The organism is Providencia sp. SP181, assembly GCF_050446505.1.
Lineage (GTDB): Bacteria > Pseudomonadota > Gammaproteobacteria > Enterobacterales > Enterobacteriaceae > Providencia > Providencia vermicola.
In genome coordinates, this window is sequence record NZ_JBBPXM010000005.1 from 293,302 (window position 1) to 315,927 (window position 22,626).

General features: G+C 39.7%; 20 protein-coding genes and 1 other annotated feature. Of the genes, 8 read left to right on the forward strand and 12 right to left on the reverse strand.

Translation table 11 applies throughout. From position 1 onward, the window contains the following. Nucleotides 1-339 precede the first annotated feature (339 nt). A complete protein-coding gene (yaaA, locus tag AABS66_RS11155) occupies nt 340-1,116 on the forward strand; it encodes a peroxide stress protein YaaA (protein WP_430224917.1) in 777 nt (258 codons plus the stop codon). Between the two features lie 191 nt (nt 1,117-1,307). Then, nucleotides 1,308-2,297, forward strand: a complete 990-nt coding sequence (locus tag AABS66_RS11160; RefSeq protein WP_430224918.1) for an aldo/keto reductase — start codon at nt 1,308-1,310, stop codon at nt 2,295-2,297. Nucleotides 2,298-2,349: 52 nt separating this feature from the next. On the opposite strand, the gene AABS66_RS11165 is transcribed toward AABS66_RS11160, so the two are convergent. The 5 genes from AABS66_RS11165 to AABS66_RS11185 are packed head-to-tail and all read right to left on the reverse strand — an operon-like array spanning nt 2,350 to nt 8,983. Then, nucleotides 2,350-2,772, reverse strand: a complete 423-nt coding sequence (locus AABS66_RS11165) for a DUF411 domain-containing protein (RefSeq protein WP_430224919.1) — start codon at nt 2,770-2,772, stop codon at nt 2,350-2,352. Between the two features lie 45 nt (nt 2,773-2,817). Further along, nucleotides 2,818-5,955, reverse strand: coding sequence for an efflux RND transporter permease subunit (locus tag AABS66_RS11170; protein ID WP_430224920.1), 3,138 nt, complete (start codon nt 5,953-5,955; stop codon nt 2,818-2,820). A gap of 3 nt (nt 5,956-5,958) precedes the next feature. Beyond that, nucleotides 5,959-7,227, reverse strand: a complete 1,269-nt coding sequence (locus tag AABS66_RS11175; RefSeq protein WP_206084519.1) for an efflux RND transporter periplasmic adaptor subunit — start codon at nt 7,225-7,227, stop codon at nt 5,959-5,961. A gap of 17 nt (nt 7,228-7,244) precedes the next feature. Further along, nucleotides 7,245-7,586, reverse strand: coding sequence for a copper-binding protein (locus AABS66_RS11180; RefSeq protein ID WP_241016854.1), 342 nt, complete (start codon nt 7,584-7,586; stop codon nt 7,245-7,247). A gap of 8 nt (nt 7,587-7,594) precedes the next feature. Then, on the reverse strand, nt 7,595-8,983 hold the full coding sequence (locus AABS66_RS11185) for an efflux transporter outer membrane subunit (protein WP_430224921.1): 1,389 nt from the start codon (nt 8,981-8,983) through the stop codon (nt 7,595-7,597). Nucleotides 8,984-9,136: 153 nt separating this feature from the next. On the opposite strand from AABS66_RS11185, the gene AABS66_RS11190 reads away from it, so the two are divergent. The 3 genes from AABS66_RS11190 to AABS66_RS11200 all read left to right on the forward strand — a co-directional run bounded on the left by AABS66_RS11190 (nt 9,137) and on the right by AABS66_RS11200 (nt 11,779). Then, nucleotides 9,137-9,820 (forward strand): heavy metal response regulator transcription factor, encoded by a 684-nt coding sequence (locus tag AABS66_RS11190; RefSeq protein WP_349415726.1) that lies wholly within the window; start codon nt 9,137-9,139, stop codon nt 9,818-9,820. Next, nucleotides 9,813-11,201, forward strand: a complete 1,389-nt coding sequence (locus AABS66_RS11195; RefSeq protein ID WP_272574283.1) for a Cu(+)/Ag(+) sensor histidine kinase — start codon at nt 9,813-9,815, stop codon at nt 11,199-11,201. Before AABS66_RS11190 ends, AABS66_RS11195 begins: the two co-directional genes overlap by 8 nt. A 110-nt stretch (nt 11,202-11,311) precedes the next feature. Beyond that, a complete protein-coding gene (locus tag AABS66_RS11200; protein WP_430224922.1) occupies nt 11,312-11,779 on the forward strand; it encodes a hypothetical protein in 468 nt (155 codons plus the stop codon). 530 nt (nt 11,780-12,309) lie between these two features. Here AABS66_RS11200 and thrC read toward each other — a convergent pair. From thrC to thrL, 4 genes are all read right to left on the reverse strand, one after another. Beyond that, nucleotides 12,310-13,605, reverse strand: coding sequence for a threonine synthase (thrC, locus tag AABS66_RS11205; protein ID WP_206084513.1), 1,296 nt, complete (start codon nt 13,603-13,605; stop codon nt 12,310-12,312). Between the two features lie 3 nt (nt 13,606-13,608). Next, nucleotides 13,609-14,538 (reverse strand): homoserine kinase, encoded by a 930-nt coding sequence (thrB, locus tag AABS66_RS11210; protein ID WP_206084512.1) that lies wholly within the window; start codon nt 14,536-14,538, stop codon nt 13,609-13,611. Nucleotides 14,539-14,541: 3 nt separating this feature from the next. Further along, nucleotides 14,542-17,001 carry a bifunctional aspartate kinase/homoserine dehydrogenase I gene (gene thrA / locus AABS66_RS11215; RefSeq protein WP_206084787.1) on the reverse strand — a complete coding sequence of 820 codons (2,460 nt, stop codon included), beginning with the start codon at nt 16,999-17,001 and terminating at the stop codon, nt 14,542-14,544. Nucleotides 17,002-17,025: 24 nt separating this feature from the next. Beyond that, nucleotides 17,026-17,147 (reverse strand) — a sequence feature (Thr leader region). Then, nucleotides 17,086-17,244 carry a thr operon leader peptide gene (gene thrL, locus AABS66_RS11220; protein WP_306803831.1) on the reverse strand — a complete coding sequence of 53 codons (159 nt, stop codon included), beginning with the start codon at nt 17,242-17,244 and terminating at the stop codon, nt 17,086-17,088. (Overlaps the previous feature by 62 nt.) 966 nt (nt 17,245-18,210) lie before the next feature. Here thrL and arcA point away from each other — a divergent pair. Then, on the forward strand, nt 18,211-18,927 hold the full coding sequence (gene arcA, locus AABS66_RS11225) for a two-component system response regulator ArcA (protein ID WP_206084510.1): 717 nt from the start codon (nt 18,211-18,213) through the stop codon (nt 18,925-18,927). Nucleotides 18,928-18,998: 71 nt separating this feature from the next. Here arcA and creA read toward each other — a convergent pair whose 3' ends face one another. After that, nucleotides 18,999-19,475 carry a protein CreA gene (gene creA, locus AABS66_RS11230; RefSeq protein WP_206084509.1) on the reverse strand — a complete coding sequence of 159 codons (477 nt, stop codon included), beginning with the start codon at nt 19,473-19,475 and terminating at the stop codon, nt 18,999-19,001. A 179-nt stretch (nt 19,476-19,654) separates the two neighbouring features. Here creA and robA point away from each other — a divergent pair, with 179 nt between their 5' ends. Further along, nucleotides 19,655-20,569: an MDR efflux pump AcrAB transcriptional activator RobA gene (robA, locus tag AABS66_RS11235; protein WP_206084508.1), complete on the forward strand. Its 915-nt coding sequence runs from the start codon at nt 19,655-19,657 to the stop codon at nt 20,567-20,569. 40 nt (nt 20,570-20,609) lie between these two features. On the opposite strand, the gene gpmB is transcribed toward robA, so the two are convergent. Beyond that, nucleotides 20,610-21,257, reverse strand: a complete 648-nt coding sequence (gpmB, locus tag AABS66_RS11240; protein WP_206084507.1) for a 2,3-diphosphoglycerate-dependent phosphoglycerate mutase GpmB — start codon at nt 21,255-21,257, stop codon at nt 20,610-20,612. A 52-nt stretch (nt 21,258-21,309) separates the two neighbouring features. On the opposite strand from gpmB, the gene yjjX reads away from it, so the two are divergent. Continuing rightward, nucleotides 21,310-21,846, forward strand: coding sequence for an inosine/xanthosine triphosphatase (gene yjjX, locus AABS66_RS11245; protein WP_047756997.1), 537 nt, complete (start codon nt 21,310-21,312; stop codon nt 21,844-21,846). 268 nt (nt 21,847-22,114) lie between these two features. On the opposite strand, the gene trpR is transcribed toward yjjX, so the two are convergent. After that, on the reverse strand, nt 22,115-22,432 hold the full coding sequence (gene trpR / locus AABS66_RS11250; RefSeq protein WP_206084506.1) for a trp operon repressor: 318 nt from the start codon (nt 22,430-22,432) through the stop codon (nt 22,115-22,117). Nucleotides 22,433-22,626: the final 194 nt, after the last annotated feature.

A 22,626-nucleotide genomic window follows, 5' to 3' on the forward strand; every position in this document is an offset into this window, starting at 1 on the left:
TTAGGGTAACCCGTCATGCTTCAAGTTGTAGATGTATTGGCTAACAGACTGCAACTTGAATTACTTTGCGTATTATAAAGGAATTGTGGCTATCGCCGCACCGTCTACAGATAATATCATGCATCCATATTGCTGCAAGCAAGGAAATCTAGTCAAAAGCAACTATTTGATTGGCAATCGGTTTCGCAACTTGATATCAAGCTGAATCCTTTTAGCGAAATATCTCGTCAGCTAACAATAGCAAAGAATAATATTGATTTGCCTTATTGCATCAATTAGCTATTTAGGATGAATTTTTGCTAAAGTAAGCGTTATTATTCTTTTATAAAGGGTCAAGTCATGCTTATTACTATTTCACCTGCAAAAACACTAGACTACGAAAGCCCGCTTGCGACAGCAAAATTTACGCAACCTGAGTTATTAGCAGAATCGCAAAAGCTCATCAAAGAATGCCGTAAGTTAACCCCTGTGGATATCGCCAGTTTAATGAAAATCAGTGATAAATTGGCAGGCCTCAACGCCGCTCGTTTTGCAGAATGGCACGCAGACTTTACCCCTGAAAATGCACGCCAAGCCATTTTAGCGTTTAAAGGTGATGTTTATACGGGAATGAAAGCAGAGACATTTTCCCCTGCAGATTTTGAATTTGCCCAATCCCATTTACGTATTTTATCGGGTCTTTATGGTATCTTGCGCCCATTAGATTTAATGCAGCCTTATCGCCTTGAAATGGGAATTTCACTAAAAAATACCCGTGGTAAAAACCTCTATGAATTCTGGGGCGATATCATTACCAAACAATTGAATCTGGCTCTTGCTCAGCAAAAAGACCAAGTCTTAGTCAACCTTGCATCTGACGAATATTTTAAATCGGTAAATACCAAAAAATTAGATGGGAAGATTATTAAGCCTGTTTTCCTTGATGAGAAAAACGGCAAATACAAAGTCATCAGCTTTTATGCAAAGAAAGCACGCGGTTTAATGAGCCGATTTATTATTCAAAATAAACTGACAAAAACCGATCAATTGTCTGACTTTAATTTAGAAGGTTATCAATTTGATGAAAACCAATCTAAAGGTAATGAGCTCATTTTTACTCGCCCAGAACAAATTTAATCTTCTAACAGAGGGTATTCACTCACAGTGAATACCCTCTGTTTTCAATGCATCCCAAAATTCTTCGTACACCATCACAATTTAGCGATAAAAAGACCATACTAAATTAAATTAGCATCGATTCCTCAGCTCACATTTGGGGTTTATGACAATATCAGAATGATTTTTGCTCACTATTTTGGAGGTGAAGTATGCCTTATGTCGCATCATCAAAGCGCTATACTGAAATGGAATACCGTTTATGTGGCCGTAGTGGACTGCGTTTACCACTGATTTCATTAGGGTTATGGCATAATTTTGGCGATAACAAATCGTTTGATAACTGCCAAGCCATGGTGCGCCATGCTTTTGACCTTGGTATTACGCATTTTGATCTTGCCAATAACTATGGCCCTCCTCCAGGATCTGCCGAAACGAGGTTTGGCCAGATCTTACAGCGAGATCTTCTACCTTATCGCGATGAAATGATCATTTCATCAAAAGCGGGGTTTACCATGTGGGATGGCCCCTATGGCGATTGGGGAAGCAAAAAATATTTGGTTGCCAGTCTCAACCAAAGTTTAAAGCGTATGGGGCTTGATTATGTGGATATTTTTTACCACCATCGCCCAGACCCTGATACGCCATTAGAAGAAACCATGACTGCTCTTGACTTAATTGTTCGCCAAGGAAAAGCACTGTACGTTGGGATTTCAAACTACCCCGCCGATTTAGCGAAAGAGGCCATTGGTATTCTGACTGAATTAGGAACACCCTGCCTTATCCACCAACCAAAATATTCCATGCTTGAACGCACGCCCGAAGAAGGTTTGTTTGATGTTCTTGAAGAAGAAGGCGTAGGTTCAATCGCATATTCTCCACTTGCTGGCGGGATCTTAACGGATCGCTATTTAAATGGTATCCCCGCCGACTCACGAGCTGCTGGTAATCCGTCATTGCCTCCTGAGCGACTGACTTCTGCTATCTTAGCAAAAGTTAAACAGTTGAATGAAATTGCGGCAAAACGCGATCAAAAGCTAAGCCAAATGGCATTAGCGTGGTTATTACGCCATGATAGGATCACTTCCGTTTTGATTGGGGCAAGCCGTATTAGCCAAATTGATGACGCAATAGGGATCTTAAAAAACCGCGATTTTAGCCAAGAAGAACTAAAATCTATTGAGCTGATATTAGAAAGCTAACCACCGTCACAAAAGTTGCAGGTTCCCCTGCAACTTAATCTATTTTTCTGAACTAACGGTATTCGCCATTGGCTTTAAATTGAACCACTGAATACGGCTGCGTTCTTCCATCTAGCTGCTCCATCCCTAAGCTGCCAATTGGCATACCTGGTACTGAAATTCCAACCACATCCGCAGGCAACGTATCAATCGCATCTAAACTGCTCACAGGCACATGCCCAACAATCACTTTACCTTTATATTTCGCGATATGGCAGCTGCGTAAGTTATATGGCACATTCAGCTCATCATTCAGCTTGTTCAATTCATCATAACTGATTTCATTGACCACAACGTCATACCCTGCTTTTTTTACTCCTTCTCCCCATAACTGGCAGCAACCGCAATTGGCATCTTTATACAGTTGCACGCTCTGGTTTTGAGAAAATGCAGAAAATGACAGTAAAAACATTCCACCTAAAATTATCTTTTTCATTGCTATTTACCTTATCAATAATAATGATTACTACCTGTAAAATTTCTATTTCTTATGGCGTATTTGGCAAATTAATTTATATGCAGCTGGAATGATAAATAACGATAATAATGGTGCCGTTATCATCCCGCCAATCATTGGGGCAGCAATTCGGCTCATCACCTCTGACCCAACTCCTGTTCCTAATAAAATTGGCAATAATCCCGCTAAAATAACGGCAACTGTCATCGCTTTAGGTCGGACGCGCAATACTGCCCCTTCATATAACGCACTATCTAAATCCTGATTGGATAATGTATTTATTCCTTGCAGTTTTTCTCTGTCTTCAATGGCATGCCTTAAATAAATCAACATCACCACACCAAATTCAGCGGCAACCCCTGCTAATGCAATAAAGCCAGTCCCTGTTGCAACGGATAAATTAAAGTTCATCCCATATAGGAACCAAATCGCACCCACTAATGCAAAAGGCAAACTTAATAAAATCAACAGAGCCTCGCTAAAGCGCCTGAAGGCTAAATAGAGCAAGACAAAAATAATCATAATAGTAGCAGGTACCATTAACATTAATTTTTGGTTGGCTCTTTCAAGTAATTCAAATTGCCCTGTGAAGGAGTAGCTGACCCCTGGTTTCATTTGAATATTATTTTTTATTGCCATATCAATATCATTAATGACAGAGACCATATCCCTATCCCGCGCATCGATATAAATCCAACTGGTGGGCCGTGCATTTTCTGTTTTTAGCATCGGTGGCCCCATTTGCACTACCACATCAGCCACATCACTGAGAACGATTTGTTGCTTATTGGGTGTTAAAATCGGTAATAGTTTCAATGCAGAAACACTGTTTCGATAATCCTGTGGGTATCTTAGGCTAATGGGATAACGCTCAATCCCTTCAACGGTTTCTCCTATCATCTCCCCCCCTGTCGCCATAGAGATATAAACCTGTACATCGCTGATACTCATACCAAAACGAGCGGCTTTTTCCCTATCGATTTTGACATCAACATACCGACCGCCCACCAGCCGTTCGGCTAATACAGAGACGACCCCTGGGACTGTTTTCGTCACTTTTTCAATCTGTTGCGCAAATGCATCGATTTCTTCGAGGTCTTTCCCTGAAACTTTAATGCCTATCGGGCTTTTGACCCCTGTGGAAAGCATATCGATTCGATTACGAATCGGTGGAACCCATAAATTAGCAACCCCTGGCAAACGCACAGTTTCATCTAACTCATCGATAATTTTTTCCAATGTCATCCCTTCACGCCAGTCAGACTGTGGCTTTAAACGAATGGTGGTTTCGATCATTTCCATCGGTGCCGAGTCAGTAGCAGTTTCTGCTTTCCCCACCTTGCCAAAAACGGTATCAACTTCAGGAATAGTTTTGATTAGCTTATCGGTATTTTGTAATAAAAACGCCGCTTGAGCAGGAGATACCCCCGGTAGTGTCGAGGGCATATACAGCAAATCACCTTCATTAATTGACGGGAGAAATTCACCCCCTAAATGCTTTAATGGCCATATCACAGTAAACAATGACAGAATGCCAATCAGCAATGTCGTTTTCGGCCATGCCAACACTTTTAATAAAATTGGGCTATATATTGCAATTAGCCAACGGTTTAGTGGGTTTTTATTTTCATTTGGGATATTACCGCGGATCCAATACCCCATTAATATCGGAATTACGATTAATGCTAGTGCAGCAGCCCCAGCCATCGCATAGGTTTTGGTAAATGCCAGAGGGCCAAATAAACGCCCTTCTTGGCCTTCCAACGTAAAGATGGGAATAAAAGACAACGTGATAATAAGTAAGCTGATAAATAATGCAGGCCCGACTTCAACCGCTGAGTCAGTAATTAATTTCCAACGCTGTGTATTATCAAGAATTTGCCCTTCATGTTGATGTTGCCATTTTTCTAATTTTTTATGGGCATTTTCAATCATCACAATAGCCGCATCAACCATTGCGCCAATCGCAATCGCAATTCCCCCAAGCGACATAATGTTTGCATTTATTCCTTGGTAACGCATAACAATAAACGCAATAAATAGCCCTAGAGGTAAAGAAATAATCGCTACTAAAGCAGAGCGGAAATGCCATAAGAAAACAGCACAAACTAAAGCAACAACAATAAACTCTTCTAACAATTTATCGCTGAGGTTATCAATCGCATTATCAATCAGAATGCTTCTATCATAGGTTGTGATGATTTCAATACCGTCTGGCAAACTCGCGCTCAAATCTTCAAGCTTTTGTTTTACATCATGAATAACATTTCGCGCATTTTCACCTGAACGTAATAAAATGATCCCACCGACAACTTCACCTTCCCCGTTAAGCTCAGCAACACCACGGCGCATTTCAGGGCCTTCTTGAATGCGAGCCACATCTTTCAGGTAGATTGGGACGTTATTTTCCGCCATTTTTAGGTAGATTTTATTAAAGTCATCCATGGATTGCAGGTAACCATTGGCTCTAACCATAAACTCAGCTTCGGCAATTTCGATGGAAGACCCACCAGCCTCTTGGTTCGCCATTTCAACTGCTTGTTTTATTTCAGGTAACGTCACTGAAAACTGCGTTAATTTAAGTGGGTCAACAATAATTTGATAGGACTTCACTACACCACCAACTGTTGCAACTTCAGAAACATTTGGCAGCGCTTTTAATTCATATTTCAAAAACCAATCTTGCAGCGATCGTAATTCAGCTAAGTTATGTTTACCGCTTTTATCAACCAAGGCATATTCAAACACCCAACCTACACCCGTTGCATCTGGGCCAATTGAGGCGACCGCACCTTTTGGCAGTTTTGCCTGAACTTGGTTTAAGTATTCCAAAACCCGTGAACGAGCCCAATATAAATCCGTATTATCTTCAAAAATCACATACACATAAGAGTCACCGAAGGCAGAAAAACCGCGAACTGTTTTCGCCCCTGGTACGGATAACATTGTGGTCGTAATCGGGTAAGTAACTTGATTTTCAACCAGCTGGGGAGCTTGCCCTGGGTAAGTGGTTTTGATGATCACCTGCACATCAGATAAGTCAGGCAGTGCATCAACAGGCGTACTACGGATACTCCATATTCCTATTATGACTAAAAATACCACCACCATTAAAACTAAAAAGCGATTCGCAACCGAGCGTCTTATAATCCATTCCAACATAGCCTACTCCTTAGATTTATGCGATGAATGATTTAATGACGTGGATTGCACAGGAAGCGCCTCCATTCGGGCTAATGCACCCGCAATATTTGCTTCTGAATCGATCAGGAAAATACCTTGCGTCACAACCTTTTCGCCAACTTGTAACCCTTGTGAAATAGCCGTTGTTTGCTGGGACTCTGCCATAATACGCACGTTCTTAGGGATAAACTCCCCTTGCTCCCCCACCACAATAACGTGTTGTTCTTTCCCTGAATCCACAATAGCTTGAGAGGGGACTAATAAACTTTCTTGGCCTTTCGCCAATACGTTTAAATAGGCGGTCATTCCTGGTTTTAATACATTGGCGTTATCTTCAATTTCTGCACGGATATTGATGGTACGGCTTGCTTGATCCGCACTTGGTAATACTAACCAGTTTTTCACTATAAATTGCTGAGTTGAATAAGCGGGAATAGAAACAGAAAACTGGGCTTGTTTAGTCAATAATTCCGCCGCTGATTGGGAGACGGATGCATTCACCCACAGGGGATTAGTTCCCTGTATTTGGGCGATAGTCACTTCTTTAGAAATATTCATTCCTAAACGTAGATTTAATGCAGTAATAACACCGGATATCGGTGCTTGAATGGTAAAGCGTGTTTGCACTTTCCCCGTTTTAATAAATTGGGAGAGCGATCCTTCAGGCATTCCATTTAATCGTAAGCGCTCGATCACGCTATTAAGATCAGATTGGTTAGCACCCATTTGTTTTAACGCTAAATATTCACTTTGCGCCTCAACCCACGCAGGGATCGTTAAATCTGCAATTGGAACGCCTTTTTGAATTCGTTCACCAACGGTAAATGGATAAACTTTTTCCACAAAACCGCTTTCCCTTGCTTGTACAATCGCAAATTGGTGATCATTAAACGTAATTTCAGCAGGAAATGTTAGGTCATAGCTTAATTGCCCCCATTTTACCTCAACCGTTTTTAACCCTAAATTTTGGGTTTGAGTTGGGTTAATGGTGACTCCTTTACTCTTTGCTGATCCTTGGTTTTCATCGGCATATTTAGGCACAAGATCCATGTCCATAAATGGCGACTTACCTGGTTGATCAAACTTGGTATTTGGATACATAGGGTCATACCAATACAATACCGTTCGTTCTTGTTTTTCCATCTGTTGACTATTATTTTCTTCAACAAAAAAATAGCGATAAAACAAGATTGAAATAACGCTCGATACAATAATAACCAACAGCAATTTAGTGAGGTTAATTAATGACATAACATCTCTCTATCTAATTAGTTTATTTTTTCGACGGATTTCAATATTGAAAGATTGCCTTTTTGCTCAAAGGAAAATTTTAATTCGTCATTGTCTTGTAAGCCTTTAATCATATTTTCATCTTCATAAGTGAAGCGCATCGTCATTGGTGGCCAACCAATACTTTCAATCTCTTTGTGGTTAATCGTTAATTTCTTATTTTCTTTATCAATAGAAATTAATTTCCCTTCCGTATTGATAACAGGTTCTGCAACTTTTTCGGGGTAAACTGAGTGATTATGATCCGCTGTATTTGCGTAACCTGTCGCAGTGAACATGCCGATTGAAAGGGCAAAAATAATGCCGTTTAACTTTTTCATACTTATCCTTATGATTTAATAAACCCACCACCTAGTGCAGAGAATAAAGTCACCTCATTCTTCTGCTGTTCGATTTTTAACTTCAATAAATTTTGCTGCTCAGTAAATAAGCCTCTCTGTGCTTCAAGTACATCAAGGTAGCTAGCACCCCCATGGCGGTAACTTGATTGTTTCTGTGTTAAGACACTCTGCAATGTATTGACGTACAGTACCTGCTCACTTAATTGCCTCTCCAAACTCGACTTAATAACCAACGCATCTTTCACTTCACGAAATGCTACTTGAATACTTTTTTCGTAGTTCACTATGGCTTTATTTTTACGAATATTTGCGAGCTCTAGATTTCGGCTATTTGTTCCCCCAGTAAAAATAGGTAAGGTGATTTTAGGAATAAAATTCCAAATACCATTAGAAGAATCAAATAAGCCAGATAACGAGTCGTTACTGTTAGCAACACCAGTATTGAAGGAAATCGACGGGAAAAAGGCGGCTCTTGCTACGCCAATATTGGCATTTTCAGAAATAATATTTTGCTCTGCTGCTATAATATCTGGACGGCTTAATAGAATGTCAGACGATAAGGCTGAGGGGGCTGTAATCAACGGGTAATTAAGCTCAAAACCACCTTCTGGCATTTTGACTTGTTGAATATAGTCATTCGTTAAAAAATTCACTAAGTTTTCATTTCTGGCAATTTCGCGGTGAATGTTTTCGATATTGATCTCAATTGACTGAACTTGCCCTCTCGCTTGTTCTAAATCAGCTAATGTCGCTTTTCCCGCTGCCACTTTTTGTGCCACAATCGACTGGCTATTGAGGTAACTGGCTTTCGTCTCTTGTGCAATCAATAAGAGTTGCTGGTTATACGCCACATCTAGATAAGCCTCAGCGACCGTTTTAATGGTTAAAATTTGAGTCGCTCTGAGCATCTCTTCTGAGGCAATAAATTTGGCTCTATCGGCTTCAGTTAAGTTCCTTATTCGCCCAAAAAAATCCAATTCATAGCGAATATCTACGCCTGCATTATATTTTTTATCGAATACAGCGCCTTGCTGTAACCCTTGGCTATACTCGCTCCCCATTGAAGCATTCATCTGCGGATATTTTTCTGCACTGGCTAACCCAAAACGGGCTCGAGCTTCTTCGACATCCAATACCGCTAAATAAAGATCACTATTTTTTTCAAGCGCACGCTGAATAACCGCTTTTAGTTGCGAGTCTTGAATAAATGCTTGCCAGCTTGGTACTGAAAATGTTGATTTTTCACTTGAGGTGGGTGCACCGCTGTTTAATTGGTTCGGGATATTTAAATTTGGGCGTTGGTATTCAGGCGCTAATGAAACACAGCCACTTAAAATTAGGGCATTCGCTATCAATAATATTTTGGGAAAATACATGGTATAGCCATGCCTCTAGTGATTTAAATTAGCGTTATCGTAAAAAAAACCATCTGTTAGATTCATGACATGAAAATGACAAATTTGTCATTTTACATTTGTGGATTTCAATGCTTAGAATGAAGTCGTACAAATATTGTCGTTGAGGTGACTGTGAAATTACTGATTGTGGAAGATGAACATAAAACCAGAGAATATTTATCCAAAGGATTAACAGAATCTGGCTTTGTGGTTGATGCAATAGAGAATGGGATCACAGGCCTGCATATGGCGACAACTGAAGCGTATGATTTAATTATTCTTGATGTGATGCTACCCGATATTAATGGTTGGGAAATTGCCAAAAATTTGCGAGCGATGGGAAAAAATGCCCCCATATTAATGCTAACAGCATTAGGTAATGTTGAGCATCGAGTAAAAGGGCTCGAATTGGGAGCCGATGATTATTTAATCAAACCTTTCGATTTTTCTGAATTACTAGCACGCGTTCGTACATTACTGCGCCGTGGTAATAATAGTATCCAAAAAACTCAATTTCATATTGCAGACCTTCATGTCGATTTAATAAAACGACGCGTTACTCGTGCCAACGATAAAATTAATTTAACCAGTAAAGAATTCGCGCTACTTGAATTTTTTGTTTTACACCAAGGTGAGGTTTTATCTCGCTCTTTGATTGCCTCAAAAGTGTGGGACATGAATTTTGACAGTGATACCAATGTCATTGATGTGGCGATTAAGCGTTTAAGATCAAAAATAGATCTCAATTACGAGCCAAAATTGATCCATACCATCAGAGGAATGGGATATTTACTAGAGATCCCAGAAAATGATTAAATTATTTAATACGCCTGTCTCTATCTTAACTCGACTCGTCATTTTGATCGGTGCGACACTATCACTGGCTTTATTATTATTTAGTTGGATCATGATCAACTCCGTTGTGTTACATTTTAAGCAACAGGACGAATACACCTTAAGCCAGATAAATTTAACCATTAGTAGCTTATTAAGTGAAAACTCAGATCCACAAAATGAACAATTTTCTCGTATACAAACTATTTTAAATGAGCACCAAGATATTGCTGTTTACCTTTCAGATAATCAGGGTAATACGTTAGTTTCCCCCAATACGAATAAAGAAATTATTGAAGCATTAAAAAACTATAATGTTGAAAAAGATAACCACGACCAATATCTTGAAAATTACCGTATTGCTGAAAGTCATATTCAGGTTCGCGTGCCGAATGACACAAAAAAATATCGATTAGTAACCGCACTTTCTCTTAACTTTCATCATGATTACCTGAGCTCCTTAATCAATAACTTAATCATTAGTGCTGTTTTACTCTGTTTATTAACAGTTATTATTGTCTATTTTCTCGTCATTAAAGGGCTTAAGCCCCTTAAAGAAGTCAGTGACAAAATTAAAAATGTCACGTCGGAAAATTTGAGCATTCGGTTAGACCCCACATCCGTACCAAAAGAATTAAAGCAGCTCACTGAATCATTTAACCAAATGATAGTGAAAATTGAGGATGTTTTTGTTCGGCAGACTAATTTTTCTGCCGATATCGCTCACGAGATGCGAACACCGATTACAAACTTAATGACAGAAACTCAAATTTCGCTAAATAAAAATCGGACAAAAGAGGAGCTTGTCGAAGTCCTTTATTCAAACCTAGAAGAATATAACCGACTTTCCAGAATGATATCCGATATGCTTTTTCTTGCTCAAGCAGATGATAATATGCTTATCCCTGAAAAAAAACTTATTCATATTAAAGCTGAGATTGAGTTAATTTTTGATTATTTTGAATATCTTGCTGAAGACAATGAAATAAAACTGAAGCTTATTGGAGATGCAGAACCAATTATGGCTGACAAAGATATGCTTAGAAGAGCTATCACAAATTTAATTTCAAATGCTATTCGTTATACGCCCAAGGGTGACTCTGTTAGTATTAATATATCCAATATAAAAAATGGTATTGAGCTTATTATAAGTAACCCTGGAGTTAAAATACCAGAAGAACACTTACCAAAACTTTTTGACCGTTTTTATCGAGTTGATAAGTCAAGACAACGAAAAAATGAAGGAAGCGGAATTGGCCTAGCAATTGTTAAATCAATTATTTTAGCGCACAAAGGATATATAACAGTCTCTTCAGATGATTATTCAACACGTTTCACTTTAATTTTGCCAAAAAATTTTTAATCCCAATAACGCTTAAATGGCATTTTTGTCATTTAAGCGTCAGCATGAAGACAGAAATGAAACCTTATTATAGTAACAAGAAAAGCAATTTAATTTAATAAGGATTTATTATGAACAAGTTTGTCTTTGCCTTAACGCTTCTGGTATCAACAACTCAGGTTGCATTAGCCCAAACTAATGCTGAAATACATGAAAATGCGGCTACAGCACTAAGTTTCACCGAGAACAATACGGCTTATTCCAATCTAAAAGCGATTAATCGTCATTTAAACCAAGCTGGTATATCCACAAATAAAAACACTCGTTCTACCGAACCATTTTCGCAACTGGATAGTCATGAACAAGCCGCTATTGCTTTAAGTTTTACCCACAATAATACCTCAGCATCTATCTTGAGTATGATTGAAAAACATCAAGAAAAATCAAAAAAATCGACCAAAAGTGAAACCTCAGTAGCAAAACTATTTAGTGATATGAATGAGCATGAAAAAGCCATTGCCATGCTAAACTTCAACAAAAACAGTTCATCTGAATCAATTCAAAAAGAAATACAGTTTCATTCCAATAGAATGAATTAGAGTATAATTAAAAGCCATATTAATATACAAATATGGCTTATTCTTAACATATCAAATTATTAAAATTAATTTTTATTATTTAATTGAATAAATTAAATTTTATTACGTTATCTATTCTAGATTTGCTTTTAACCTGACCATAAATAAACTAGTCTTTTTTATGCAGTTCAATTTTAACTTTTAAAAAAGGAAATTATATGTATATAAAATCCACTATATTCTCATTAATATTATTCCCTCTAGTATCTTCTGCCTTACCAATTTTTCCACCGATTCTAACTCCACCTATTATTTATCTACATTCAAATCAGACTCAAGCAACAAATGGAGATGAGGGCGATGTCTGGGTTAACGACAATAAAGGCCATAAACATTCTTAAGTTATTAAGATATAACATTGCACTTAATTTATTCACCTGAGCAATAGTTATATAAACAAATGATAGTTATTTTTTGGCAATACTTACAAATAAAGTGGGATATTCTCTTTGTTTATCCCACTTTGTATTATTTTTACGAATGATTTCTAATTATGATTTAGGTGCAAGTTTCATCAAAAAGTGACGTAGCTGCGCAAAATCAGAGGGTAAGAAATGCGATAACAATGGCAAATCTGCACGCTCAGCTAATTCTTTCGGTAAAGGTATTTCCTTATTAAGGATTTCTTCAACACTTTCCTTAAACTTAGCAGGATGTGCCGTACCTAAAAATAGACCATATTCACCCGCTTGGAGTTGATCACGTAACACACGGTAAGCAACCGCCGCATGAGGTTCAGATAAATAGCCTTTTTTATCCAATTCGCGAACAGTATCTTTTGTCACTTCATCATCAACTGCACCAAATCCAAGTTCTTTCAAAGACCAACCTTTGCGGCGGAAGAGTTCTTCAATACGTGGCCAGTTATTTGGCTGGCTCACATCCATCGCATTAGACAATGTTGCGACAGTTTGATGCGGTTTCCACTCACCTTCGACTAAATAACGTGGAACAGTGTCATTCACATTGGTTGCCGCAATAAAGCGTTTAACAGGTAAGCCCATGGATTTCGCCAATAAACCTGCCGTGAGATCGCCAAAGTTGCCGCTAGGAACCGAGATCACCAGTTGATCGCGTTTTTCTGCTGGGATCTGTGCAACCGCTTCAAAGTAATAACAGATCTGCGCTAATAAGCGGCTGATATTGATCGAGTTCGCGGAGTTTAAAAATAACGCTTTTTTCAACTCTTCATCATCAAACGATTGTTTAACTAATGCTTGGCATGCATCGAAATCGTCTTTAATTGCCACCGTGTGAATATTTTCACCCAGCGTACAGAACAGTTTTTCTTGTAGCGGGCTAATTTTGCCTTCTGGGTAGAGGATCACGACTTGGACGTTATTTAAACGATAGAAAGCATGTGCCACTGCCGCACCTGTATCACCAGACGTTGCGGTTAAAATAGTCACAGGTTGCTCACCTGCAACTTGCCCCAGAGCTTGTGCCATAAAGCGTCCACCAAAGTCCTTAAATGCCAATGTTGGCCCGTGGTATAGCTCTAGAGTTGCCACGTCATCTTCCACTTTAGAAACAGGTGCAGGGAAAGTAAATGCCGTTTTAACACGCGCCGCAAGCTCTGCTTCTGGAATCTCATCACCAATAAATGCGCTCAGAATTTTACTACTGCGCGTAACGAAATCTAATTTTAATAATTCGTCGATTTCTGCTGTGCTAAATTCTGGCAAATCTTGTGGAAAAAATAGGCCTTGTTGCTTGCCTAAACCTTGCTTGACGGCTTGCGCAAAGCTGACTTGTTCGTTGTTATCTTTTAAATTATACAGTTTCATTGTTTACCCTATTGTCCTTGCCCCGGCGAGATCCAAACGGCAGATATGCACAAAGCCTTCATCATTCTGAATATAATGTTGTTGCAAATACGTGGCCATTTTTTCGGCGATGAGTTTGTCATCACAAATAGCAAATAATGTTGGCCCTGAGCCAGAGATCCCGCAAGCTAATGCACCAATTTCTTTAGCATTTTGACGAGCCTCAGCAAAGCCAGGCAGCAATTGTGTACGGTATGGCTCTGCGACAACATCTTGGATCATCGTCGCCGCCAATAATGGCTGGTGAGTATGACAAGCGTGAATAAAGCCCGAGAGATAACGCCCATGATTAACGATATCATGACGCGGATAGCTGTTTGGTAAGATAGCACGCGCTTCAGCTGTCGAGACTTTAATTCCTGGATACGCCATTACCCAATACCAATTTTCAAATGCTGGTACAGGTTGTGAAATAATACCATTTTGCTCAATAATCAGCTGTAATCCGCCAAGGAAACACGGTGCGACGTTATCGTAATGCACGCTACCTGAAATACGCCCTTCCAATTCTCCCATCATGCCAAGCAGCTGAGTGTCATCGAACGGCTTTTGCGCAAATTCATTCAGCGCCATCAGTGCAGCAACAACAGAACATGCGCTCGAACCTAAGCCAGAGCCAATTGGCATGTTTTTCTCCAGCGTCATTGCCACATTCAAGGTTTTCCCCAAACGCTCACAAAACAGCTGCCAACATTGGTAAACGATATTGTGCTCGTTTTTCTTTGGTAGCTTAGAAACAAATTTGCCTTTATTGGTTAACGAAAACGTCTCTGCCGCTTCGACAGTCACACAATCGCCTAATAATGAGCCGTCAGCGGGTGAAACCGCCGCCCCAAGGACATCAAACCCGACACTAACATTACCAATTGAAGCGGGTGCATAAACTTTAATCACTTATTAAACTCCCAATTTCCATGACAGAGTACGTAACATATCTGCAAATACACCCGCTGCTGTAACATCATTACCCGCACCATAACCTCTTAATACTAAAGGAATTGGTTGGTAATAGCGTGTATAGAAAGCCAATGCGTTTTCGCCATTTTTGACTTTAAAGAGCGGGTCATTACCATCCACTGCAACAATCTTAACTTGGCAGCGCCCTTCTTCTATCAATCCAACATAGCGTAACACTTTTTGTTCTGCTTCAGCGGCTTTTATGCGTTCAGCAAATTGAGCATCGAGTTGCGGTAAACGTGCCATAAACTCAGGAACTGGGCCTGAGCTGTCAAAATCAGCTGGGAGAACGGCTTCAATTTCAATATCTTGTAACTCTAATTTATAACCTGCTTCACGGGCTAAAATTAATAATTTACGCGCAACATCCATCCCTGATAAATCATCACGAGGATCTGGCTCAGTAAAGCCTTTTTCTTTCGCCAAGGTTGTTGCTTCAGATAATGACATCCCTTCATCTAACTTACCGAAAATAAAGGATAATGAACCTGATAAGATACCGCTAAAGTGCACCAGTTCATCACCTGCATTCAATAAATTTTGCAGGTTTTCGATAACAGGCAGACCCGCTCCCACATTTGTATCATATAAAAACTTACGCTTTGACGTTTCACTTGCGGTACGTAATTGATGGTAATAATCCATGGATAACGTGTTTGCTTTCTTGTTCGGTGTCACCACGTTAAAACCATCTTTTAAGAAGTTCACATATTGTTCAGCAATTTCTTGGTTAGAGGTGCAATCGATGATCACTGGGTTTAAGAAATGATATTCACGTTCTAAACGGATCAAACGACTTAAACTAAACGGTTCTTTTGCTTGTGCTAATTCTGCTTTCCAATTATCCAGATCAATGCCCTGCATATTGGTCAACATTGCGCGCGAATTAGCAATACCGCACACACGCAGGTCGATGTGTTTTTGCTTCAACCATTGCTGTTGGCGATGAATTTGTTCAATCAATGCATTACCCACACCGCCGACACCAACGATGAATGCTTCAATCACTTGTTCTGCATTAAACAGCATTTGGTGACAGAGGCGAACCGCTGTTGTCGCTGACTCATTTGCAATCACAGCAGAAATAGAGCGCTCAGACGAACCTTGGGCGATTGCCACTATGTTGATATTACCGCGGGTCAATGCCGAGAAGAAACGCGCAGAGATGCCTTTTAATGTGCGCATACCATCACCAACAACGGAGATGATAGCCAGTTGCTCCATCACATCCAGCGGGTCTAATACGCCATCTTTAAGTTCTAGATAGAACTCTTCTTCAAGAGCTGTACGTGCACGCTGCAATTCTCCTTGAGGCACACAGAAGCTAATACTGTATTCAGACGACGATTGAGTGATTAGCACGACAGAGATCCCCTTACGAGACATCACTGAGAAAATACGTGCAGCCATCCCTACCATCCCTTTCATTCCAGGCCCTGAAACGTTGATCATCGCCATATTGTTCAGGTTAGTAATGCCTTTTACTGGTGTGCTATCATCTGTTTGACCGTCACCAATTAGGGTGCCTGGAGCGCTTAAGTTAGTGGTGTTTTTGATTAGGCAAGGGATTTGGAACTGGGCAATTGGGGCAATTGTTCGAGGATGAAGAACTTTAGCACCGAAATAAGAAAGCTCCATGGCTTCTTGATACGACATCCCTTTCAATAAACGGGCGTCAGGTACAAGACGTGGGTCACAGGTATAAACACCATCAACATCAGTCCAGATTTCACAACAATCTGCGCGTAGACAGGCAGCTAATACGGCTGCTGAGTAGTCAGAACCGTTACGCCCTAAAACGACTAACTCCCCTTTTTCATTACCTGCGGTGAATCCAGCCATTAACACAAAGTGGTCTTTGGGAATATTTAGATCAGCTATACGCTTTGTTGACTCATTAATATCAACTGTAGACTCGAGGTAGTGCCCCTTGGCTAATAAACTTTCGACAGGATTGATTACCGTGACGTTATGACCCCGAGCTTTTAAAACGGACTCCATAATGGCAATTGACAGTTTTTCACCACGACAAATAATTGATGCGTTAATGCTATCAGGACATTGGCCTAGAAGAGTAATACCATGCAGTACTTGTTTAATTTGCGCGAATTCTTGTTCAGTGAGTTTTTTCAACCTGTCATATTCAAAACCAGGCTGTTTTTCTTTCAATCCTTTTAACAAGCTAGCAAAAATCATTTCGGCATCATTCACATGCGTGATGACATCCTGACCTGCAACCGTTTTATCAATCATTGCAACGAGATGGTTTGTGATTTTTGCTGGTGCTGACAACACCAGAGCCACTTGCCCATCTGCTAATTTACTTTCAGCAATGTCAGCAACATTCAGTACTCGTTCATCATTCGCAACCGAAGTACCGCCAAATTTAAGCACACGCATGGTATTTCTCTCCTGAATTAACACCAAAAAAAAGCCCGCATCTGGTAGGGATGCGGGCTTTTTCATTTTTATTTTTTGGATGCGTCAGCCCGCCCCGTTTCCTGTGGTTACGGTGGTGGTGGTAATAATAATAGTCAGGCTGATATTACGCATAAATTCTGTCTGTCTCATTTGATTCATTAGGTTTCTCCCTATACGGTTAAAGCAATTGCTATAAATTGTCAAATTTATTTGTAAAAACATATGGCTAAAATTGCTTTTTTTTGATTAAAAACTATCTACAAAAAGAGCTAAACCTTGAATAAAAACAGAGTGAATATAAAAAATGCAGTTTTTAACACCATAAAATATTAAATTTTAAGTTTAATATCTTTTTGAAAATTTTAATTCAAACCAGGTCATTAAATAACCAAAAATAACAAGTGTTCTGGCTTTACTGTGAGCGATGTACATCTCTAAAAACAAAAAATTCATTGTTATTTTGATTTTTTCTTCTCAAGTAAAATCACCTATCCAAAACTAAGTTTTTTTACTTAGTATTATGATTTTATTGGTATCTACCCAACAACAACACTGAGTAATATGTTTCTTAATTGTAAAAAAAACCAATTAATTAAAATAAAATAGAGAACTTTCCAAACTAAACACCACAAAACCCCAAGATAGATGTTTTTATTTTATCTTCCCGCTATCACTGATTCTCCAAAGAGGCTTTCTGGCAATACAAATAACCCTCTAGAATTCGAACTAGGTCACAAATTGAGCATTAATAGTCATGGTATATTTAGCCGGCTAAAAACTTATTGCTTTAATATCAATCCCAAACAGGAATCCCTCTCATTAGCTCCTGCAATTTTAAGCTCCTATCTGATATCTAAACCACAAGTTAATTTATATAATTATCTACCTAACAATTTTTGTTAACGTGCTACAATTGATTTTGATATGTATCAACAAAAGTTAGTTTTTTAGGTGGTAAATGCAGTATTAGCTGTTATATTGCTGTTAACAGCCCAATATTGGGAGAGTGCTTATATTTTGATTCACTTTTAGAGTCAATTGCTAGAAACGGCAACATAAAGTCACTGTTGAATTTCAAAACAAATTTATACTCATAAACGTGTTTTCCCAGAGAACAATATTAATAACCACCTAACTGGAAACGGCTTGTGAGTTCAGTATTTTTATTTTAATACTTAGGTAGCAACTATGCAGACCCCACACATTTTGATTGTTGAAGATGAGATTGTCACACGCAATACGCTGAAAAGTATCTTTGAAGCGGAAGGCTATGTGGTCCATGAGGCAACTGATGGCGAAGAGATGAACAATATCCTCTCTGAGCATGACATCAATTTAGTCATCATGGATATTAACTTACCAGGTAAAAACGGTTTATTATTGGCACGTGAGTTGCGTGAGCAAGAAAGCATCGCTTTAATGTTCCTAACAGGCCGTGATAACGAAGTCGATAAAATCCTTGGCCTCGAAATTGGCGCTGATGATTATATCACCAAACCATTTAACCCACGTGAACTGACCATTCGTGCGCGTAATCTATTATCTCGTACCATGAATTTAGCAGGTGGCACTGAAGAACGCCGTCTTGTTGAAAGTTATAAATTCAATGGTTGGGAATTGGACATTAACAGCCGTTCATTAGTCAGCCCAGCAGGTGAACACTACAAATTACCACGTAGTGAGTTCCGTGCGATGCTGCATTTCTGTGAGAATCCGGGCAAAATTCAAACCCGTGCTGATTTACTGAAGAAAATGACTGGTCGTGAATTAAAACCACACGACAGAACGGTTGACGTAACTATCCGTCGTATCCGTAAACACTTTGAATCGACACCAGACACGCCAGAAATCATCGCGACTATTCACGGTGAAGGCTATCGTTTCTGTGGTGATTTAGACGAATAATTAGCTCTCTATTTTTCGATGTAAAAAAGCACCTGAAAAGGTGCTTTTTTGTGTTTATCACTCGCTCAGCATCACCAAGGCATAATCGGCACAGCACTTAAGGCATTTTTCGGGGAACCGTCGATCATTTTATCTGAGTAAGTTAAATAAATTAGTGCATTCCGTTTTGGATCATAAAAACGCACCACTTGCAGCTTCTTGAAAACTAACGACGTTCTTTTCTGGAAAACAACCTGACCTTTTGTTGGCTTGCGTTTTACACGGTCGCTCAGCTCAATAGGGCCAACTTGTTGGCAGGAAATTGCTGCATCTGAAGTATCTTCCGCTAACCCCAACCCGCCCTTGATCCCACCCGTTTTTGAACGACTCAAATAGCATGTGACATTTTCAACATCAGGGTCATCAAAGGCTTCAACAACAATTTTATGGTCTGGCCCAAAAATTTTAAACACAGTATCCACTGAACCAACTTCTTCAGCGAGCGCTGAACCAGACGCCACCGCTAATAATGACGCAAATACAACCTTTTTTAATGTGGAAAAACGCATACTGGGTTTCCTATTCAATTTAAACCAATAAAACACCGTTACAGAGTTAATTATTCACTTTTCTAACTAATTCTCAAATACAACTCATTTACTATAAACGAAAAAGATAACTTGATATAGAATAGCAATTCATTGATAGATTATATCTGTTCGATAAGTCGCATTGGCTGGGGATATACATGGATCAAACTAATATTATTCGCGACTTGCTTCGCTGGATAGATGATAACCTCGATAAACCGCTTTCGCTGGATAATGTCGCCGCAAAAGCAGGCTACTCTAAGTGGCACTTGCAACGTATGTTTAAAGAGGTCACTGACCAAGCGATTGGCGCTTATATTCGAGCCAGAAGGCTTTCTCGTGCGGCTGTAGCACTACGTTTAACCAGCCGACCAATTTTAGATATTGCTCTGCAATATCGCTTTGACTCGCAACAAACATTTACGCGCGCCTTTAAAAAGCAGTTTAACCTAACGCCCGCTTTTTATCGCCGCAGTGAAGAATGGTGCGCCGCGGGTATTTGCCCGCCAATTATTTTAGATAACCACGTCAATATTGATCATGAGTTTATGCAAATGCCTGAGCTGTCACTGGTTGGCTTAGAACAAAGCTGTTCATATGCTCTCGAAGAATGGTCAACTGCGTGTTCGAAAATGCGCCAATCGTTCTGGCACTACTATTTGGATAACACTACAACTATTGCCTCTGAGGTTTTTGGCTTGCATCATGCGATCCATAATCCCGAAAAAGAGGATGAGCAGACGGTGTTTTATACCACGGCTGTAAAACCAGAAGATGCGAGTTTCAATACGGATCAATACTCGAATATCACCCTACCGAGTGGAAATTACGTCAAATTTTCATTTAGTGGTGTGCCAACTCGTGATGCACTACAAGAGTTTCTGTATCAAATCTACGGTGTTTATTTACCAAAACTTAATTTAACCCGTCGACCAGGTTATGATATCGAACACTATCGATTAAAAAACATAGAGCTACATAACATAAAACCTGACAGTGATGACCCCAAAACGCACATCGATACGTTTGACTATTATGTCCCTATCAAAACGGATGTTGCTGCAGCAGCTTAAACAAAAGGCGTTTCACCGTTGAAACGCCTTTTTTCTATCACTATCCCTGCTGTTCATCCAACGCGGGTTGCGTAAGATGAGTAACTTCCCCTGCCGTTTCAACAATCCAACCACTCGCTAACCAAGGGCTGTTTTGGTAATCCACGCGAGATAACGAGCAATTACGTAAACGTAAACGACGCTCTGAGTATGCAGGAACCCCCATGATACGGCTAATTAATGAACTCAATGCAATACCGTGACTCACTAATAATGGACGACTACCTTCGGGTAAATCTAAGCAGCTATTCAACGCGGCAAACATACGAGTGTAGAGTTCCTCCATGGATTCACCATTCGGGATACGTCCACCACGAGTGCCATCAATCAAACTTTTGCGCCATTGTTCTTCTTCTGCCGTCAATGATTCAATCGCTCTTTGCTCTAACACGCCCATATTTAGTTCACGTAGACGCGGTTCTGTGATAATTTCACATCCGCATACACTTGCAATGATTTGTGCAGTTTCTAGTGTGCGCCCCATATCACTAGTGATAATATGGGTAATGCCTTCTGATTTTATCCTTTCAGCCACCTGCTTTGCTTGCAATCGTCCTGTGGCTGTCAGAGGGCTATCAGATTGTCCCTGGATGCGACGAGCCAAATTCCATTCAGTTTCGCCATGGCGAACAAGATAAACCTGTAACATAGATGTGTTCCGTTATTACTTTTCGAAGTATGTGTTCAAAGGAAAATAATGAATGTACCAAGTTATAGCTGCAACGACTAACCCTGCCAAAATTAAAGCGATCAATCTAGCTTTCGATGCTGTATTTGGGCCTGGCAGTTATCAAATTGAAGATATTAATGTCGATAGCAGTGTTCCACAGCAACCTATCGGTAATAATGAAACCCGTACAGGTGCTAGACAACGCGTGATGGCTTCAAGACAAGTTCGCCCTGAAGCCGACTTTTGGGTCGGTATTGAAGCGGGTATTGATGATGACATGACTTTCGCTTGGATTGTCATTGAACACAAACAAATTCGCGGTGAGTCTCGCTCTGCAAGTATTATGATCCCAGAAAAAATTCTGGCAGGTATTCGCGAAGGTCGTGAACTTGGCGATGAAATGGCCTTTTTGACGGGTATCGATAATATCAAACAACAAGGTGGTGCCATCGGTTTTTTCACTGACGGTGTATTAACCCGCACCAGTGTTTACCAACAAGCCTTGATACTGGCTTTGGTTCCCATTAAGCATGAAATTTATAAAGAGCTAAACCAAGTCGAAGACTAATTATACTCAAAATAATTAAAATTGCATGTAGGCAAAAGCACCACTTTTATACACACTAAAGTATGGGAAACCATACTTTTTTTATGTGTATTCATTCGAAGCATGACAAATAGGATATTCTAATTTGAAGCATAACGAATATGGATATTCTAAATAATTCGTGCGGTGACTAGGCGACCAGCGAGGATAGCTTGGGGAGCATACATAAGTATGTGACCCAAGTAGCCGAGAGCAGTCAACAACGTCATCGTGCGAAGTATAACGAATATCAGAGGAGTTGCTGCTCTAACCATTCCTTCACAGGAATAGGCGCTGATTTTAAGCTATTTGACCCACGTGTAATTGTTGCGATCCCAACACCGAGCTCATTTTTCAATTCTCGTTGGCTCATTTCACCGCGCATCAATTCTTGCACGATTTTTACTCGGGTTGCTAACGCCGTTCGTTCATCAGGGGTGAGTAATAATTGCAGAACTGGCAATTGAATATCTTGTTCAAATGCCAATTGAAGTAAATTCACAAAGCGCAGCCAGTCAGCGTTCTCATCGGCCGTTAGCGCCGGATCATTGTGTTGATTTGCTGTCATCGTTTATCCATCCATACTATTTAACTAGTACAAATGATAACACACTCTGATTAGAAATCATCAACCAACCAAACAAAAAAAAAGCGAATTTCATTTAGTTACTGCATTAATACGCTAAATAATTTGAGTTGTGACTAGGCGACCAGCGAGGATAGCTCGAGGAGCATACAAAAGTATGTGGCTAGGCTAACACA